A 17,840-nucleotide genomic window follows, 5' to 3' on the forward strand; every position below is an offset into this window, starting at 1 on the left:
ACTGCTGCCGCTCGCGACGGTTCTTCGAGCACGCCGATACGTTGCGCGCGGCACGAAAAACCTGTTGCACCTTGCTTTGCGGTTCTTCGTGACGCCGATGCGATGCAGGCAGATTAGCGGCATCTCGTTAGGTCTATCTTAATACGCGCGGCAATCGCGCGTACGGCGCACGCCCATATTTCGCAGCGCGCGCCGGCGCCCTTGTCAGGAGGATTTCCTCACGCGGAGGTACCACTCGCACAGCAGGCGCACCTGCTTTGGCGTATAGCCTTTTTCGACCATGCGGGCGACGAAGTCGGCATGCTTGTTGGCATCCTCGGTGTTCGCTTTTGCATTGAACGAAATGACAGGCAGGAGTTCCTCGGTGTTCGAGAACATCTTTTTCTCGATCACGCTACGGAATTTCTCGTAGCTGGTCCAGGCCGGGTTCTTGCCGGCATTGGTGGCCCGCGCACGCAGGCTGAAGTTGACGATCTCGTTGCGGAAATCCTTCGGATTCGAGATGCCGGCCGGCTTCTCGATCTTCTCGAGCTCGGCGTTGAGCGATTCGCGGTCGAAGCTCTCGCCGGTGTCCGGATCGCGGAATTCCTGGTCCTGGATCCAGAAGTCGGCGAAGGTCACGTAGCGGTCGAAGATGTTCTGGCCGTATTCCGAGTAGCTTTCCAGGTAGGCGGTCTGGATTTCCTTGCCGATGAAATCGACGTAGCGCTGCGCCAGGTGCTCCTTGATGTAGGACATGTAGCGCTGTTCGGTCTCCGGCGGGAACTGCTCGCGTTCGATCTGTTGCTCGAGCACGTAGAGCAGGTGCACCGGGTTGGCCGCCACTTCGGTGTTATCGAAGTTGAAGACTTTGGACAGGATCTTGAAGGCGAAGCGGGTCGAGAGACCGTTCATGCCTTCGTCCACGCCGGCATAGTCGACGTACTCGTGCAGCGACTTGGCCTTCGGGTCGGTGTCCTTCAGGTTCTCGCCGTCGTACACCAGCATCTTGGAATAGACGCTCGAGTTTTCCGGGTCCTTCAGGCGCGACAGGATCGCGAACTGCGCCATCATGCGCAGCGTGCCGGGCGCGCAGGGCGCCTTGTCGAGCGAGGAGTTGTACAGGAGCTTGTCGTAGATCTTGATCTCGTCCGACACGCGCAGGCAGTAAGGTACCTTGACGATGTAGATACGGTCGAGGAATGCCTCGTTGTTGCGGTTGTTGCGGAAGGTCTTCCACTCGGATTCGTTCGAGTGCGCCAGCACGATGCCCTCGAAGGGAATCGCGCCGAAGCCCTCGGTGCCCTTGTAGTTGCCTTCCTGGGTGGCCGTCAGCAGCGGGTGCAGCACCTTGATCGGCGCCTTGAACATCTCGACGAATTCCATCAGGCCCTGGTTGGCCAGGCACAGGCCGCCGGAATAGCTGTAGGCGTCCGGATCGTCCTGTGGATAGTCTTCCAGCTTGCGGATATCGACCTTGCCGACCAGCGAGGAAATGTCCTGGTTATTCTCGTCGCCCGGTTCGGTCTTGGAGACGGCGATCTGCTTCAGGATCGAGGGATAGCGCTTGACCACGCGGAACTTGTTGATGTCGCCGCCGAACTCGTGCAGGCGCTTGACAGCCCACGGACTCGGGATGGTGCGCAGATAGCGGCGCGGGATGCCGTAGTCTTCTTCGAGGATGGTGCCGTCCTCGGCTTCGTTGAACAGGCCGAGCGGCGATTCGTTCACCGGCGAACCCTTGATCGCATAGAAGGGCACCTGCTCCATCAGGCTCTTGAGTTTCTCGGCGATCGAGGATTTGCCGCCGCCCACCGGGCCCAGCAGGTAGAGGATCTGCTTGCGTTCTTCCAGGCCCTGGGCCGCGTGGCGGAAGTAGGAGACGACCTGCTCGATCACTTCTTCCATGCCATAGAACTCGCGGAAGGCAGGGTAGACCTTGATCACCTTGTTCGCGAAAATGCGCGACAGGCGCGGGTCAAGGCGGGTATCGATCAGGGTAGGGTCGCCGATGGCCGCCAGCATGCGCTCGGGGGCGCTGGCATAGGTCAGTGGATCTTTCTTGCACAATTGAAGGAACTCCGACATGGAGTATTCCTCTTCCCGGGTACGCTCGTAGCGGGCTGTGTAGTTGTCAAAGATGCTCATTTCGAATGTCCTTTAGTGTGCGAACAACGATCACTGTCATGGCAGCCTGTGCTACGCAGCTGCCGTGGGGCCCCCGGGTCTTTTCTGGCGTACTCCTGATCTCGCGCCGCGCACGCGGAGCCGGGTTGGCCGGCGCCGGAAGTGCTGGCGATTTTCTTGTTGTCGTACCGGACGGTGTGCCGGTCTCCCGCAGGTCGGAGAGCGTCTTTTTTTGCGTTTGTGAAATTTATTATGTGCCTAATGGTTCCCGAAGTCAAAGCAGTGTCGTGCATGCTGGTGCCGGTGGTGCAAGTACCTGAATCGAATAAGAAATCGAACAAAAAAGCGCGTTTTTCAAGGCATCCTGGCGAGCGCCGGAACATGCCGTTTCGGCGCCTTCCGGCAGCCCCCGCAGCCGCCATTTTCTAGCGCCAGAGGCTGTTTAAAATTCAACAGTTGTGAACCGATATTGCACGATATGCTCAAGCTGTGGCGCACGCATACGGTCAATACAAGCCCCCCTGCGCCGGCCCGCGCGGGGCCGATTTCGCCTATGACGCAAGGGTCGGGTGCGCATGCGTTACACTTGTCGGTCACGCCCTGTCGAACCGATACTGAACTATTGAAGCGCCGGAGACCACCATGCTGAATGAACAGCTGCGCAGCATCCTGCTGAACATGCCCAAGGCAGAATTACACATCCATATCGAAGGTTCGCTGGAACCGGAGCTGATTTTTGCGCTGGCGCAAAGAAACGGGGTGTCCCTGCCGTATTCCTCGGTCGAGACCTTGCGCGAGGCCTATGCTTTCTCCGACCTGCAGTCTTTCCTCGATATCTATTACGCCGGCGCGAGCGTGCTGCTGACCGAGCAGGACTTCTACGACATGACGGCCGCCTATCTGGCGCGCGCCCATGCCGACCAGGTCCGGCATGCCGAGATCTTCTTCGACCCGCAGACCCATACGGCGCGCGGCGTGCCTTTCGGCACCGTCATCAACGGGATCTGGCGCGCCTGCCAGGAAGGCCCGATCAGCGCCGGCCTGATCATGTGCTTCCTGCGCCACCTGTCCGAGGAAGAAGCGCTCGCCACGCTGGACGAAGCGCTGCCCTACCGCGACAAGTTCATCGGCGTCGGCCTCGATTCGTCGGAACGGGGCCACCCGCCGGAAAAATTCGCGCGCGTGTTCGAGCGCGCCCGCCAGCTCGGCCTGCGCCTGGTGGCGCACGCGGGCGAGGAGGGCCCCCCGGCCTACATCGAAAGCGCGCTCGACGTGCTCAAGGTCGAGCGCATCGACCACGGCGTGCGCAGCATGGAAAGCCCGGAACTGGTGCAGCGCCTGGCGCGCGAGGGCATGGCGCTCACCGTCTGCCCGCTGTCGAACATCAAGCTGTGCGTCTTCGACGCGATGGGCAGCCATAACCTGCGCGAACTGCTCGACGCGGGCCTGGCGGCCACCGTCAATTCGGACGATCCCGCCTATTTCGGCGGCTACATGAACGACAATTTCATCGCGGCTTTCGAGGCGCTGCCGCTCGACGCCGGCCATGCGCGCCAGCTCGCGCGCAACAGCTTCGCCGCCTCCTTCCTCGACCCGGAACGCAAGCGCCTGTTTCTTTCCGAGGTGGATGCGTTCTTCGCCGCCCACGCCCCCAATTCCGTCACCCCCGCCACCGCCTGAGGAACTACCCAGATGCTCATCCAGTCCTTCCGCATGACCGCGCGCGATTGGCGCGCGGGCGAGTTACGCTTCCTGCTGGTGGCCCTGATCGTGGCCGTGTCGGCGCTGTCCTCGGTCGGCTTCTTCATCGACCGCATGCGCTCCGGCCTGAACCGCGACGCGCACCAGCTGCTGGGCGCCGACCTGCTGGTGAATGCCGACGACCCGATCCAGCAGTCCTGGCGCGACGAAGCCGCGCGCCGCGGCCTGTTGCTGGCCGAGACCGTCGCCTTCCAGAGCATGGCGCAGGCGGGCGAGGGCGAGGCCTCGACCGCCCAGCTGTCTGCGGTGAAGGCGGTCTCTCCCGGCTACCCGCTGCGCGGCCAGCTCAGCATCAGCACGAATCCGGACGACGCCAGCCGCGCGATGGGGCAGAAGACCAATGCCATCCCGGCGCCGGGCACGGTCTGGGTGGATGCCAACCTGCTGCCGGCCCTGCGCACCCAGGTGGGCGGCACCATCCAGCTGGGCGACAAGCAGTTCCGCATCGCGCAGCTGATCGCCACCGAACCGGACAAGGGCGCCTCGTTCTCCAACTTCGCGCCGCGCGTGATGCTGTCGCTGCAGGACCTGCCGGCCACGCGCCTGGTGGATGCGTTCTCGCGCGTCACCTACCGGCTGCAGGTGGCATCGACACAGCGCAACGAGCTGGCCGGCGTGGCCGCCTTCGAAAAGTGGCTGCGCGCCGACATCGCCGCGCGCAACGTACGCGGAGTGCGCATCGAGACGCTGGAAAACGGCCGCCCCGAGATGCGCGCCACGCTGGACCGCGCCGACAGCTTCCTGTCGCTGGTCGGCCTGCTGTCGGCGATGCTGGCCGCGGTGGCGGTCGCCATGGCCGCGCGCCGCTTCATGCAGCGCCACCTCGACGCCTGCGCCATGCTGCGCTGCCTGGGCATGACGCAGAACCAGGTCGGCGCCATGTACCTGATCGAATTCGCCATCGTGGGTCTGGCCGGGAGCGTGCTGGGCGTGGCGGTGGGCTTCGGCGCCCACTACCTCCTGATCCAGATGATCGGCAACCTGCTGCCGCCGGACCTGCCGCCGGTGTCCGTGCTGCCCGCGCTGCAGGGCATCGCCACCGGCATGCTGCTGCTGGTCGGCTTCGCCCTGCCGCCGGTCTTGCAATTGCGCAACGTGCCGCACAACCGGGTGATCCGGCGCGAAGCAGCAAGCCCGCAGCCGCTGGCGCTGGCAACCTACGGGCTGGGCATCGGCGTGTTCTTCGCGCTGCTGCTGTGGCAGGCCGGCGATACCAAGCTGGCCATGATGACGGCCGGCGGCTTCCTCGGCGGCCTGGCCCTGTTTGCGCTGATCGCCTGGCTCGGCCTGCGCCTGCTGCGCCGCCTGCGCGGCGCGTCCGCCAACCAGAGCTGGCGCTTCGCCATCACCTCGCTGCAGCGCCGTCCCGGCGCCACCGTGGTGCAGGTGGTGTCGCTGTCGCTGGGCCTGATGGCGCTGCTGCTGCTCACCGTCGTGCGCGGCGACCTGATGGCGGCCTGGCGCACGGCTACGCCGCCGGATGCGCCGAACCGTTTCATCATCAACATCCAGCAGGACCAGGCCAAAGGTGTCGAGCAACAGCTGGTCGGCGCGGGCGTGCAGAACGTGTTCCTGTATCCGATGATCCGCGGCCGCCTGACCCACGTCAACGGCAAGCAGCTCACCCGCAACACCTACCAGAATGGCGACGCGCGCCGCATGGCCGAGCGCGAGTTCAACCTGTCCACCGTGGCCGACCTGCCCGCGACCAATGAAGTCGTCGCCGGCAAGTGGTACACGGATGCCCCGGGCGTGGCCGAGGCCTCGGTGGAGCAGGGCATCGCCAAGACGCTGGGACTGAAGCTCGGCGACGTGATGCGTTTCGACATGGCCGGCCTGCCGGTGGAGGCCAGGGTGACCAGCCTGCGCAAGCTCGAATGGGGGTCGATGCGCGCCAACTTCTTCGTCATCATCAACCCGCAAGCGATGGCCAATGCGCCGAAGAGCTACATGACGGCCTTCCACCTGCCCGGGGACAAGGGCAGCGCAGCCGGCAATCTCACCAATAGCCTGACGCGGGCCTATCCCAACCTGAGCGTGATCGACGTCTCCGGCATCATCCGCCAGCTGCAGGAAGTGCTCGACCAGGTGGTGGTGGCGGTCGAGTTCCTGTTCATGTTCACGCTCGCCTCGGGCGTGCTGGTGCTGTACGCGGCCCTGATGGGATCGCAGTCGGAACGCACCCGCGAAGCGGGCCTGCTGCGCGCACTCGGCGCCACCCGCGGCCAGCTGGCGACGGCGCAGCGGATCGAGTTCATGCTGGTGGGCGGCCTGTCGGGCCTGCTGGCGGCGACCGGCGCCGCGGCCATGGGCTGGGTGCTGGCCGAGAACGTGTTCAAGTTCCCGTGGAAGTTCGAGCCGCAGGTGTGGCTTGCCGGGGTCGTGGTCGGCGCCGTCTGCGCGCTGATCGGCGGCTGGCTGGGCCTGCGCAGCGTGCTGCGCCAGCCGCCGCTGCAGACGCTGCGCGAAGCCTGATCCGAACTGTTGCGTTTGCGACTGCCGCATTTGCAACAAGGCATTGCCGGGGTGGCCAGTGGCTGTCCCGGCACGCTATCATGGCGCCATGTCCCAACCGAACAACCCCGAAGCACAAACCCTCTATGAGGTGATGGGCGGCGCCGATCGACTGCGCGAACTGGTCGACCGCTTCTACGACCTGATGCAACTGGAGCCGGAATTCGCCGGCATCCACGCGATGCACCCCAAGCCCAACGACAGCTCGCGCGAGAAGCTGTTCATGTTCCTGTCCGGCTGGACGGGTGGGCCCGACCTTTTCGTCGAACGCTACGGCCATCCGCGCCTGCGCGCGCGCCATCTCCCATTCGCCATCGGCACGAAGGAACGCGACCAGTGGCTGCGCGCGATGGCCTGGGCGATGGAAGACCTGGGCTACGACGAGGCCTTGCGCATGCGCCTGATGCAGTCCTTCTACCAGACCGCCGACTGGATGCGCAACAAGGCCGACTGAGACATGGACATCGTCGAACTCCTGATACTGCTTGCCGTGCTGGCCGTGCTTGGCCTCCAGCTGCTGTTGCTGATGAAGGCCCGCTCCAGCGGCGACGGCCGCCACATCGAACGCCTGGAGCGCGAGCTGCGGCTCGAGATGCAGTCCACCGCCCAGGCCACGCGCCAGGAAGTGGCGGGGCACATGGGCCAGTACCATGCCGCGACCGTGCAGCAGCTCGACGGCATGCGCCAGCAGATGCAGCTGCATTCCGCCAGCGGCCGCGAAGAACAGGCGCGCGCACTGAAGCGCTTCGCCGACACCTTGCAACTGACCCTGTCGAACCTGACCGAATCGAACGCCCAGCGCATGCTGGAAGTGCGCGGCACCCTGGAGACGAAAATCCGCGACCTGCAGACGGACAACGCGCGGCGCCTGGAAGAGATGCGCCAGACCGTCGACGAGAAGCTGCATGCGACATTGGAGACGCGCTTGACCGAGAGCTTCAGGCAGGTCAGCGAACGGCTGGAAAAGGTGCACCAGGGCCTGGGCGAGATGCAGGCCCTGGCCATCGGCGTGGGCGACCTCAAGCGCGTGCTCACCAACGTCAAGACGCGCGGCACCTGGGGCGAGGTGCAGCTCGAGATGCTGCTCGAGCAGGTGCTCACGGTCGAGCAGTACGCCAAGAACGTCGAGACCATCGCCGGCAGCGGCGCGCGGGTGGAGTTCGCGATCAAGCTGCCGGGCGTGGTCGATGGCGGGCCGCCCCTGTGGCTGCCGGTCGACGCCAAGTTCCCGAAGGAGCAGTACGAACGCCTGCTGGAGGCGGCGGAAATGGCCGATGCCGATGGCGTGGCGCGCGCCGGCGCCGAGCTGGAACGCGCGGTGCGGCTGGAGGCCAAGACGATTTGCGAGAAGTACGTGTCGCCGCCGCAGACCACGGATTTCGCGATTCTGTTCCTGCCGACCGAGGGCCTGTATGCGGAAGTGATGCGCCGTCCCGGCCTGGCCGACGACCTGCAGCGCTCGCTGCGGGTGAGCATTGCCGGACCGTCGACCCTGAGCGCGCTGCTCAACAGCCTGCAGATGGGCTTCCGCACGCTGGCGCTGGAAAAGCGCTCGTCCGAGGTGTGGCAGGTGCTGGGCGCGGTGAAGACCGAATTCACCAAGTTCGGCGACGTGCTGGCCACCACCAAGGCTACGCTGGAGAAGGCGGCCAAGAACATCGAAAGCGCCGAAGTGCGCAGCCGCCAGATGGCGCGCAAGCTGAAGTCGGTGGAAGCGCTGCCGAGCGAGGCGGCGCAGCTGATGCTCGGGCCCGATAGACTGGACTCCGATGAATAAGTAGGGTGGTCGGCTTCGCCGACCGCGCGTTCAACCGGCTTGCGATCAGCCGCTACATCTGCTCACAGGTGATTTGGACGCGCGGTCGGCAGAGCCGACCACCCTACATCAACCCCTCGAAGACCAATACATCGACCATGTCCCCGGCCGCGACATTGCCCTGTTCGTCGTGCAGCACCACCATGCAGTTCGCCTCCGACATCGAGCGCAGGATGCCGGAACCCTGCGAACCGGTGATGCGCACTTCCGGCTCGCCATCCTCGCCGCGCGCCAGGATGCCGCGCTGGTATTCGGTGCGGCCCGGCTTCTTGCGGATCGCGCCGGCCGAGCGTGCGCGCATCAGCGGCAGGGGAGCCTCGGCCCCCATCATGCGCAGCAGCGCTTCGCGTGCGAAGAAGTAGAACGAGACCATCACCGCCACCGGGTTGCCCGGCAGCCCGAACAGGAAGGCGCCGCGGCCGTTCGACCGGATGCGGCCGAAGGCCAGCGGGCGCCCCGGGCGCATGCCGATCTTCCAGAACGTCACGTCGCCGAGCTTCGCCATGATCCCCTTGGTATAGTCGGCCGCGCCCACCGACACGCCGCCCGAGGTGATGATGGCGTCGGCGTTCTCGCAGGCGCTGCGCAGCGCTTCTTCCAGCGCCTGTGGGTCGTCGCGCACGACGCCCATGTCGATGACATCGACGCCGAGCCGCTGCAGCATGCCGTAGATGGTGTAGCGGTTGCTGTCGTAGACGCAGCCTTCGTCAAGGGTTTCGCCGACCGAGCGCAGCTCGTCGCCGGTGGAGAAGAAGGCCACGCGCAGGCGCCGCTGCACCGCCACTTCGGCGATCCCGAGCGAGGCGATGAGGCCGAGGTCGGCCGGACGCAGCACGCGCCCCGCCTTCAAGGCCGGACTGCCGGCCTTCAGGTCTTCGCCGGCAAAGCGGCGGTTGTCGCCCGGACGGATCACGCCCGCGGGAAGGAGGATGGTGTCGCCTTCCTGCGTGACGAATTCCTGCGGGACCACGCTGTCGCAGCCTGCGGGCATGACGCCGCCCGTCATGATCCGCACGCATTCCCCGGCAGCCGGAACCAGTCCCGACGGCGCGCCGGCCAGCGCCGTGCCGATCACGCGCAGGGACACCGGGCCGTCGCCGCGCAGGTCCGCGCCGCGCAATGCATAGCCGTCCATCGCCGAGTTGTCGTGCGCCGGTACGTCGATCGGCGAGATCACGTCACGCGCCAGCACGCGCCCAAGCGCGGAGCGCAGCGCCACCTGCTCGACGGCGCGCACCGGCTGCACGAACTCGCGGATGATGCGCTGGGCGTCGCGCACGCCCAAGGCGTCGGGATCGTAGCCGGACAGGCAGCTGGTCACTTGCTCCAGGCTGCGCGGCGCGCTGTCGTCAAATCCCTGCAGCTCTTCCAGCGTGTTGATGTTGCGGAAGGCGTCGGCATCGTCGAACGGCACCTCGACCGCTTTCAGCTCCTTGTACCAGCCGTCCATGCGGCGGCCGCCTTCGAGCAGGTACTGCGACAGCACCGGCAGCCGGCTCGCCTTCACCAGGCAGAACACCGGATGCGCCTGCGGACGCATACCCGGCTCGCGGGTCACGGCAAAGGCCAGGTCGGCCTCGTGCTCCTCGACCGCGGCGGCGAGGCGCGCCGCCAGGTCGGGCGGGAGGAAGGGCGAATCGCAGGGCACCGCCAGCAGCCAGGGCGTGGCGCAGTGGCGCAGGCCGGCTTCCAGTCCGGCCAGCGGTCCCGCAAAACCCGGCGTCTCGTCCGGCCACACCGGGGCGGCCAGCGCCAGCCAGCGCTCGATGTTGCGGTTGGCGTTGACCATGACCGAGCCGACCTGGGGCAGCAGGCGCTCGATCGCGTGCTGCGCCATCGGTTTGCCGCGGAACGGCTGCAGGCCCTTGTCGACATTGCCCATGCGCGAGCCACGGCCGCCCGCCAGGATGAGTCCCGTGATGAGTTTCTTGTCCATGTTCAGTCAATAGCACTAGCCGCCGATGTACGACATTTCGACCTTCTTGCCGCCGCGCGCCAGCCTGGATGCGTCGATCGTGCGCGTTTCCGAATAGCGGTCGGCGCGGCCGCGCCACAGCTGGGCCACCGCGCCCGAGATCTCGGCGTCCGCCCGTCCGCCCCTGAGCAGGGCCCGCAGGTCATGGCCCTGGGTGGCGAACAGGCAGGTATACAGCTTGCCTTCGGTGGACAGGCGCAGGCGCGAGCAGTCGTGGCAGAAGGCTTGCGTGACGCTGGAAATGAAGCCGACTTCGCCGCTGCCGTCGAGGTAGCGCCAGCGGGCGGCGGTCTCGCCGCTGTAGTTGGCGGCGACGGGGGCCAGCGGCATCTCAAGGCCGATGCGCCTCGCCAGCTCGGCGGAAGGAATCACGTCCAGCATGTTCCAGCCGTTCGAGGCGCCCACGTCCATGTATTCGATGAAGCGCAGGATGAAGGGCGAGCCCTTGAAGTGGCGCGCCATCGGCAGTACCTGGTCCTCGTTGGTGCCGCGCTTGACCACCATGTTGACCTTGACCGGTCCCAGCCCGGCCGCGTGGGCGGCGTCCAGCCCGTGCAGCACGTCGGCAACCGCGAAGTCGACGTCGTTCATGCGCCGGAACACGGCGTCGTCGAGCGCGTCGAGCGAGACCGTCACGCGGTCCAGGCCGGCGTCCTTCAGGGCCGCGGCCTTGCGCGCCAGCAGCGAACCGTTGGTGGTCAGGGTCAGGTCGAGCGGCCGGCCGCTCGGGGTGTCCAGGGCGCGCAGCATGCCGACCAGGCGCTCGAGGTTCTTGCGCAGCAGCGGTTCGCCGCCGGTCAGGCGGATCTTCTCGACGCCGTGGGCGATGAACAGGCGCGCCACGCGCGTGATCTCTTCGAAGGAGAGCAGGTCGCCGTGCGGCAGGTAGGCATAGTCCTTGTCGAACACCTCTTTCGGCATGCAGTAGACGCAGCGGAAATTGCAGCGGTCGGTGACCGAGATGCGCAGGTCGTGCAGCGGCCTGCCCAGTGCATCGGACAGCAGGCCGGTAGGCGCCTCCGGCACGCTGGGGACCGGCATGGCGGGCGAGCGCAGGTCGTTCAGCAGGATGATTTTTTCAGGCATGCCAATACGATAGCACGAGCCCCGCCAGCGCACAGGCGGCGATCAGCTTGATCGGCCCGACCCGGTAGCGCAGCAGGGCCAGGCTGGCGGCCGCGCCGATCGCAATCGCGGCCGGCTGCAGCTGGCCTCCCGCAAAAAACACGTGCTGCCCGAAGAACACGGCCAGGCTGGCGACCACGCCGACGACGGCCGCCGAGATCGCCGTCAGGGGAGCGGTGAGCCGGACGTTGCCCCGCCCCGACTCGACCAGCGGCCCGCCCGCCAGGATGAATACGAACGAGGGCAGGAAGGTGAACAGGGCCGCCACCAGGGCGCCGGCAATACCGGCGAGCGGCAGCGTGCCCGGTCCGAACAGCGCCCCAGTCCAGCCCCCCACGAAACCCACGAAGGCCACGATCATGATCAATGGGCCGGGGGTCGTCTCGCCCAGCGCCAGCCCGTCGATCATCTGGGTGGCGCTGAGCCAGCCGTATTGTTCGACCGCGCCCTGCACCACGTAGGGCAGCACGGCGTAGGCGCCGCCGAAGCTCATCAGGGCCGCCTTGGTGAAGAACCAGCCCATCCGGGACAGCGTGCCGTCCACGCCGTAGGCGGCGGCAAGCAGGAGCCAGGCGCCCAGGGCCAGGCCGACGCCGGCCAGGGACGCCTTGGCCAGGCCGCGCAGCGTGAAGCGCGCATGCGCCGGGGTGGGCGTCGTCGTCGATCAGGGCGGGGCCGTCGTGCTTGCGGTCGGCCGGGTGACCGCCGCCGGGCTGGAAGCGCTGCGGCCAGGCTCGCCCGCCGACCGCGCCCGCGAGCGCCGCCCCCAGGACGATCAGCGGGAAGGGAATGTCAAACACGGCAATGGCGACGAAGGCCAGCAGGGCGACTGCCGCCAGCGCGCCGTTGCGCAGCGTGCGCGTGCCGATGCGCCAGGCCGCGGCGATGACGATCGCCACCACGGCCGGCTTGATGCCGGCCAGGAGGCCGGCGATGGCGGGCAGGTGTCCCCAGGCCAGGTAGATCCAGGACAGGCCGATGAGCAGCGCCAGCGAAGGCAGGATGAACAGCAGCCCGGCCAGGATCCCGCCCCAGGTGCGGTGCAGCAGCCAGCCGATGTAGACGGCCAGCTGGGTCGCTTCGGGGCCGGGCAGCAGCATGCAGTAGTTCAGGGCGTGCAGGAAGCGCTGCTCGGAAATCCAGCGGTGGCGCTCGACCAGTTCGGCGTGCATCAGGGCGATCTGGCCGGCAGGGCCGCCGAAGCTGATGAAGCCGAGTTTGAGCCAGAAGAGCAGGGCTGTGCGGAAGGGGATCGGGGGCGGGGATTGCATGTTGTTATGGTAACCCGGCAATATGACGGCGATGTTGGTCGGCGAGTACCAAGGTAGGGTGGGCGGCTGTACTCGAAGAGACGCTCTGCCGATACCTGGGATGCCGCCCACGCGGTGATCGTTGAGGGCTCCGTTCCCGTGCCGGATGATCTCGCTGCAAGCGATCACCGCGTGGGCGGCGCCGGTGCCGGGGCGAATCTAGCATTCCGGGAGGAGCCGCCCACCCTAGGTTCCGAGCAGCCATCACCGGCAAAAAAAAGGGAAGCCTGACGAGGCTTCCCTTTTCGCTACACCAGCGTGCTAGCGCTTACTGGCGCGTGTCCACCTGGATCAACGGCTCGTCCACCGGCGCCTGCACCGGCTTGCGGGCGCGGCCTACGCGCGGTGCGGAAGCGGCCTGGGCCGCGGCTTCCTGGGCGGCGCGCAGCTTTTCCGGATCGGTCGCGGCGAGCTGCAGGCCGGCCTTGGACAGCAGGTCGTTCATGTCGACCGGTGCGCTGTCCGTTACCGGAGCAGGAGCAGGAGCAACTGCGGGAGCGGCAGCCACCGGCGCAGGCGCTGCCTCGACAGGTGCAGGAGCAGCAGGAGCAGCAGGAGCAGCAGGAGCAGCAGGAGCAGCAGGAGCAGCAGGAGCAGCAGGAGCAGCAGGAGCAGCAGGAGCAGCAGGAGCAGCAGGCGCTGCCGGTGCTTCCGCCACCGGAGCAGGCGCTGCCGCCGCTTCGGCAGCCTGCGTCGCTTCAGCCTTGAGGGCAGCCATCGACGCCGCGGTCGGGAAGACCCACGGGCCGCGTTCGACTGCTGCAGCCGCGGCTGGAGCAGCCTCGGCAACCGCCGCAGGAGCGGCCGGAGCCGGCGCCGGAGCGGGAGCAGCTGCCGCCGCCGCGGCCTGCGCCTTGGCGGCCATCAGTGCCGCGGTAGGGAAGGGCCATGGACCCGGCTCGGCCGAAGCGGCGGCACGGCCCTTCGGCGCGCTCCTGGCTTCGGCCGCGACCTTGGCGGCTTCCTCGTCGGCGACCGGGTTGAAGGCCGGTGCACCCTCAAGACCTTCGGCCGACTCGATGCCGTCGACCTGGTCGCGGTCGCGGCGGTTGCGGTTGCGGCCACCGCGGCGGCGGCGGCGGCGCGGCTCGTCGCCATCCGCGTCCGCTTCCTCGCCGTTGGCGCCGAGCGTCGCCACCTTCACCGTGTTTTCCAGCACGTCGCCGTGCGGGGTGGTGGTCGACAGTTCGCTTTCGTCGGCCGGGGCCGGGATGGCCTGGATCTTCAGCTCTTCGGCCTTGGCCTCCACCTGCTGGGCGCTGCGTTCGCTGCGCTCGCGTGGCTGGCGTGGTGCGCGCTCCTTGCGCTCGCCGGGTTCGCGTTCCGCACGTGCGGCTGGCGCGGCCTGGGCGGCGTCGAGCTGCTCACGCGGCTCGCGCGGTGTACGCGGCTCGCGCTGTTCACGCGGCTGGCGCGGCGCACGCGCCGGCTTGCCCTCGGCTTCCACCGGCTTGGCGTTGTCCTCGGTCTTGGCGGTCAGGTCGCGCTCGTCACGGTCGCGGCCGCCCTTGGCGCCGCGGCCGTTGCGGGTGCGCTGGCCGTTACGGCCATTGCGCTCACCACGCTCGGCGGCGGCCAGGGTTGCCGGCTTCTCGGCTGTGACGGGAGCTGGCGCAGGGGCCGGGGCGACCGGGGCGCCCATGAAGAAGCCCTTGATGCGGGCGAAGAAGCCCAGTTCGCTCGGGACCGGCGCGGCTGCGACCGGGGCCGGAGCCGGAGCGACCGGGGCTGCGGACCTGGCCGGCTTGGCCGCTTCGCTGCGGTCCACCATCGGCGCCGGCTGGGCCGGGGTGATGGTCTTGACCACGGCTTCCTGGCGCGGCTTGGCTTCTTCCTTCTGGCGCTTGGCGAAGCCCATGTCGGTCTCGGCCGATTCCGCCATGGTGTAGCTGGCGGCGGCGTCTTCGAGGCGCGGGTCGTCGTGCTTGATGCGCTCGAGCTTGTAGTGCGGGGTATCCAGATGCTTGTTCGGGATCAGGATCACGGTGATGCGGTGGCGGTTCTCGATCTTGAGCACTTCGCCGCGCTTCTCGTTCAGCAGGAAGGCGGCGACGTCGACCGGCACCTGCACGTGGATCGCGGCCGAGTTCTCCTTCATCGCCTCTTCCTGGATGATGCGCAGGACTTGCAGGGCAGAGGATTCGGTATCGCGGATGTGGCCGGTGCCCGAGCAGCGCGGGCAGGTCACGTGCGAGCCTTCCGACAGCGACGGACGCAGGCGCTGGCGCGACAGTTCCATCAGGCCGAAGCGGGAAATCTTGCCCATCTGGACGCGTGCACGGTCATGGTGCAGGGCTTCCTTCAGGCGGCTTTCCACCTCGCGCTGGTTCTTGGCCACTTCCATGTCGATGAAGTCGATCACGATCAGGCCGCCCAGGTCGCGCAGGCGCAGCTGGCGGGCCACTTCGTCGGCCGCTTCGCAGTTGGTGTTGAAGGCGGTGGTCTCGATGTCCGAGCCGCGCGTGGCGCGCGCCGAGTTGACGTCGATGGAGACCAGGGCTTCGGTGTGGTCGATGACGATCGCGCCGCCCGAGGGCAGCGGTACGGTGCGCGCGTAGGCGGTCTCGATCTGGTGTTCGATCTGGAAGCGCGAGAACAGCGGCACGTCATCGCTGTAGCGCTTCACGCGGTGCGCCATGTCGGGCATCACGTGCGACATGAATTGCTGCGCCTGGTCGAAAATCTCGTCGGTGTCGATCAGGACTTCGCCGATGTCCGGCTGGAAGTAGTCGCGGATCGCGCGGATCACGAGCGAGCTTTCCTGGTAGATCAGGAAGGGGCCGGAGGCCGACTTGCCGGCGCCTTCGATCGCGCGCCACAGCTGCATCAGGTAGTTCAGGTCCCACTGCAGTTCTTCGACGTTGCGGCCGATGCCGGCGGTGCGGGCGATGACCGACATGCCTTGCGGCAGGTCGAGCTTGTCCATGGTCTCGCGCAGTTCCTGGCGCTCTTCACCTTCCACACGGCGCGACACGCCGCCGCCGCGCGGGTTGTTCGGCATCAGGACCAGGTAACGGCCGGCCAGCGAGATGAAGGAGGTGAGTGCGGCGCCTTTGTTGCCGCGCTCCTCTTTCTCGACCTGGACCATGATTTCCTGGCCTTCCTTGAGGGCCTCCTTGATGGTGCAGTTACGCACGTCGACGCCATCGCGGAAATAGGTACGGGCAACTTCTTTGAAGGGGAGGAAACCGTGGCGGTCTTCGCCGTAGCTGACGAAGCAGGCTTCGAGGGAGGGTTCGATGCGGGTGATGACACCCTTGTAGATATTGGACTTGCGTTGCTCGCGACCAGCGGTCTCGATATCGATGTCGATCAGTTTTTGACCGTCGACAATCGCTACGCGCAGCTCTTCTTGCTGCGTAGCGTTAAACAACATACGTTTCATTTTTCTTAACTCCGCGACCCGAAGGCCGTGTCATGCCGCGCTTGCCAGGCGCGGCGAAAGTACAAGGGATGTACGCGGAGAAGAATTGCTGGAGGGGGGAATACCCGGGACGGGGCAGGGCGATGCATGACATCGCTGCCGCACGGGGCGCGGTGGAGTCGAACGTCATTGTCTACGCACGCCGCATCCAGCGACTGGCCCGACTGCCACCACGTTGGGGTGGGCACGGCGGGTCCAGCGGGGCGGTGTGCAACAACGAGCCAAACCGTAGCCAGCGAACAACCAAGACTTCGATACCGAGGCGATCAATCAGCCTTCGGTAACGCTCAAGCCTTCAGGTGAGGCTACCATCGGGTCGGGCGAAAACGACAAGCGTTATCGACACCATCAACCGGCGAGCCGCCTACGGGCGGCTTTCCGGTACTTATCCATACAAATCCAGACAATCCAATCCGGCACTCAGCCACGCAACCCGATTGCAACTGCAGGTGCAACCCTGATCAGCGCACGGACACCTCCAAAAACCTGCTGCGCGTTGCATTTTCGGCCTGCGATGCTCGCTGTACTCAAGTACAGCTGCGCTTCTCAACCAAAACTGCTGCCGCTCGCGACGGTTTTTCGAGATGTCCTCCTGAATGTGCGTACACGTTTTTTCCACCGAATTTGCTCATGGCGGGGCCGGTGGAGCGCGCCCCTGTGTAAAATATCGTTTTAATTCTTACACCAGCAGAGGTTTGACCGCCGCCTGTCGATTATATATTCAAAATGAAGGACTTAGAGAGAATTTCTGGGAAGACAATGAGAACAGTGGACCAGAACAAGGTTGTTCCCCCTTCATCGCAGCCCACGATCCAGGCGCAGTTCGTCACAATCACCGAGGAAGAAGCCGGCCAGCGCATCGATAACTACCTGTTGCGCGTCTGCAAAGGCGTCCCCAAGAGTCATATTTACCGCATCTTGCGCTCCGGGGAGGTGCGGGTCAACAAGGGTCGTATCGACCAGCTCTACCGACTTGCGGTAGGCGACCTGGTGCGCATCCCCCCGATCCGCATTGCCGAGAAGGCCAGCCAGGAAGTGGCGCCGGGCCTCGAATTCCCGGTCGTGTTCGAAGACACGCACCTGCTCGTCATCGACAAGCCGGCCGGGGTGGCCGTCCACGGCGGCTCGGGCGTGTCGTATGGCGTGATCGAACAGTTGCGCGCGGCCCGGCCGCAGGCCAAGTTCCTGGAACTGGTGCACCGCCTCGACCGCGAAACCTCTGGCCTGCTGCTCATCGCCAAGAAGCGTTCGGCGCTGACGAACCTGCACGACCAGATGCGCGACGGCGTGACCGACAAGCGCTACCTCACCGCGGTGGTCGGAGACTGGACCAACAAGCGCCAACATGTAAAGCTCCGTTTACATAAATTTACGACGCCGGACGGCGAGCGCCGCGTGGTGGTGCAGGCCGGCGGCCAGGAAGCGCACACGGTGTTCAACCTGAAGCGCAAGTGGAAGGACTTCGCCCTGCTCGAGGCTGAGCTCAAGACGGGACGCACGCACCAGATCCGCGTGCACCTGGCATCAAGCGGCTTCCCGATCCTCGGTGACGAGAAATACGGCGATTTTGCATTGAACAAGCAGCTTCAGAAGGCAAATGACGAGCGCGGCGCGCTCAAGCGCATGTTCCTGCATGCTTACCAGATTACCTTCACGCATCCCGACACTGGCCAGCCGCTGACCTTGCGCGCGTCCCTGCCGGCCGAGTGCGACCGATTCTTGGTAAGCTTGGGGCAACCACTCACTTAATAGGTAGGGTGGTCGGCTTGCCGACCGCGCGTTCAAAACTGGCATGAATACCTGCACCGC

At 66.2% G+C, this 17,840-nt stretch carries 9 protein-coding genes and 1 pseudogene; 5 read left to right on the forward strand and 5 right to left on the reverse strand.

Translation table 11 applies throughout. From position 1 onward, the window contains the following. Positions 1 to 204: 204 nt before the first annotated feature. The gene (locus tag AC56KL_RS15580; RefSeq protein ID WP_497181069.1) at positions 205 to 2,127 is read right to left on the reverse strand and encodes a PrkA family serine protein kinase; all 1,923 of its coding nucleotides are present in this window, start codon (positions 2,125 to 2,127) and stop codon (positions 205 to 207) included. A 621-nt stretch (positions 2,128 to 2,748) separates the two neighbouring features. On the opposite strand from AC56KL_RS15580, the gene AC56KL_RS15585 reads away from it, so the two are divergent. From AC56KL_RS15585 to AC56KL_RS15600, 4 genes are all read left to right on the forward strand, one after another. Beyond that, on the forward strand, positions 2,749 to 3,786 hold the full coding sequence (locus AC56KL_RS15585) for an adenosine deaminase (protein ID WP_497181070.1): 1,038 nt from the start codon (positions 2,749 to 2,751) through the stop codon (positions 3,784 to 3,786). A gap of 12 nt (positions 3,787 to 3,798) precedes the next feature. After that, positions 3,799 to 6,342 (forward strand): ABC transporter permease, encoded by a 2,544-nt coding sequence (locus AC56KL_RS15590; RefSeq protein ID WP_497181071.1) that lies wholly within the window; start codon positions 3,799 to 3,801, stop codon positions 6,340 to 6,342. Between the two features lie 88 nt (positions 6,343 to 6,430). Continuing rightward, the gene (locus tag AC56KL_RS15595) at positions 6,431 to 6,835 is read left to right on the forward strand and encodes a group II truncated hemoglobin (RefSeq protein WP_497181072.1); all 405 of its coding nucleotides are present in this window, start codon (positions 6,431 to 6,433) and stop codon (positions 6,833 to 6,835) included. 3 nt (positions 6,836 to 6,838) lie between these two features. After that, on the forward strand, positions 6,839 to 8,158 hold the full coding sequence (locus AC56KL_RS15600) for a DNA recombination protein RmuC (RefSeq protein WP_497181073.1): 1,320 nt from the start codon (positions 6,839 to 6,841) through the stop codon (positions 8,156 to 8,158). A 103-nt stretch (positions 8,159 to 8,261) separates the two neighbouring features. Here AC56KL_RS15600 and moeA read toward each other — a convergent pair whose 3' ends face one another. The 4 genes and pseudogenes from moeA to AC56KL_RS15620 all read right to left on the reverse strand — a co-directional run bounded on the left by moeA (position 8,262) and on the right by AC56KL_RS15620 (position 15,992). Next, the gene (gene moeA / locus AC56KL_RS15605) at positions 8,262 to 10,133 is read right to left on the reverse strand and encodes a molybdopterin molybdotransferase MoeA (protein ID WP_497181074.1); all 1,872 of its coding nucleotides are present in this window, start codon (positions 10,131 to 10,133) and stop codon (positions 8,262 to 8,264) included. Between the two features lie 15 nt (positions 10,134 to 10,148). Beyond that, positions 10,149 to 11,258 (reverse strand): GTP 3',8-cyclase MoaA, encoded by a 1,110-nt coding sequence (gene moaA / locus AC56KL_RS15610; protein ID WP_497181075.1) that lies wholly within the window; start codon positions 11,256 to 11,258, stop codon positions 10,149 to 10,151. Continuing rightward, positions 11,251 to 12,568 (reverse strand): annotated as a pseudogene (gene chrA / locus AC56KL_RS15615) (chromate efflux transporter). Before chrA ends, moaA begins: the two are co-directional and overlap by 8 nt. Before the next feature lie 307 nt (positions 12,569 to 12,875). Then, positions 12,876 to 15,992: an Rne/Rng family ribonuclease gene (locus tag AC56KL_RS15620; RefSeq protein ID WP_497181076.1), complete on the reverse strand. Its 3,117-nt coding sequence runs from the start codon at positions 15,990 to 15,992 to the stop codon at positions 12,876 to 12,878. Positions 15,993 to 16,790: 798 nt separating this feature from the next. On the opposite strand from AC56KL_RS15620, the gene AC56KL_RS15625 reads away from it, so the two are divergent. Beyond that, complete coding sequence (locus AC56KL_RS15625) at positions 16,791 to 17,780, forward strand: RluA family pseudouridine synthase (protein WP_497181077.1); 990 nt, start codon at positions 16,791 to 16,793, stop codon at positions 17,778 to 17,780. Positions 17,781 to 17,840: the final 60 nt, after the last annotated feature.

The sequence above is a fragment of the Telluria sp. ZB4P34 genome, assembly GCF_059686055.1.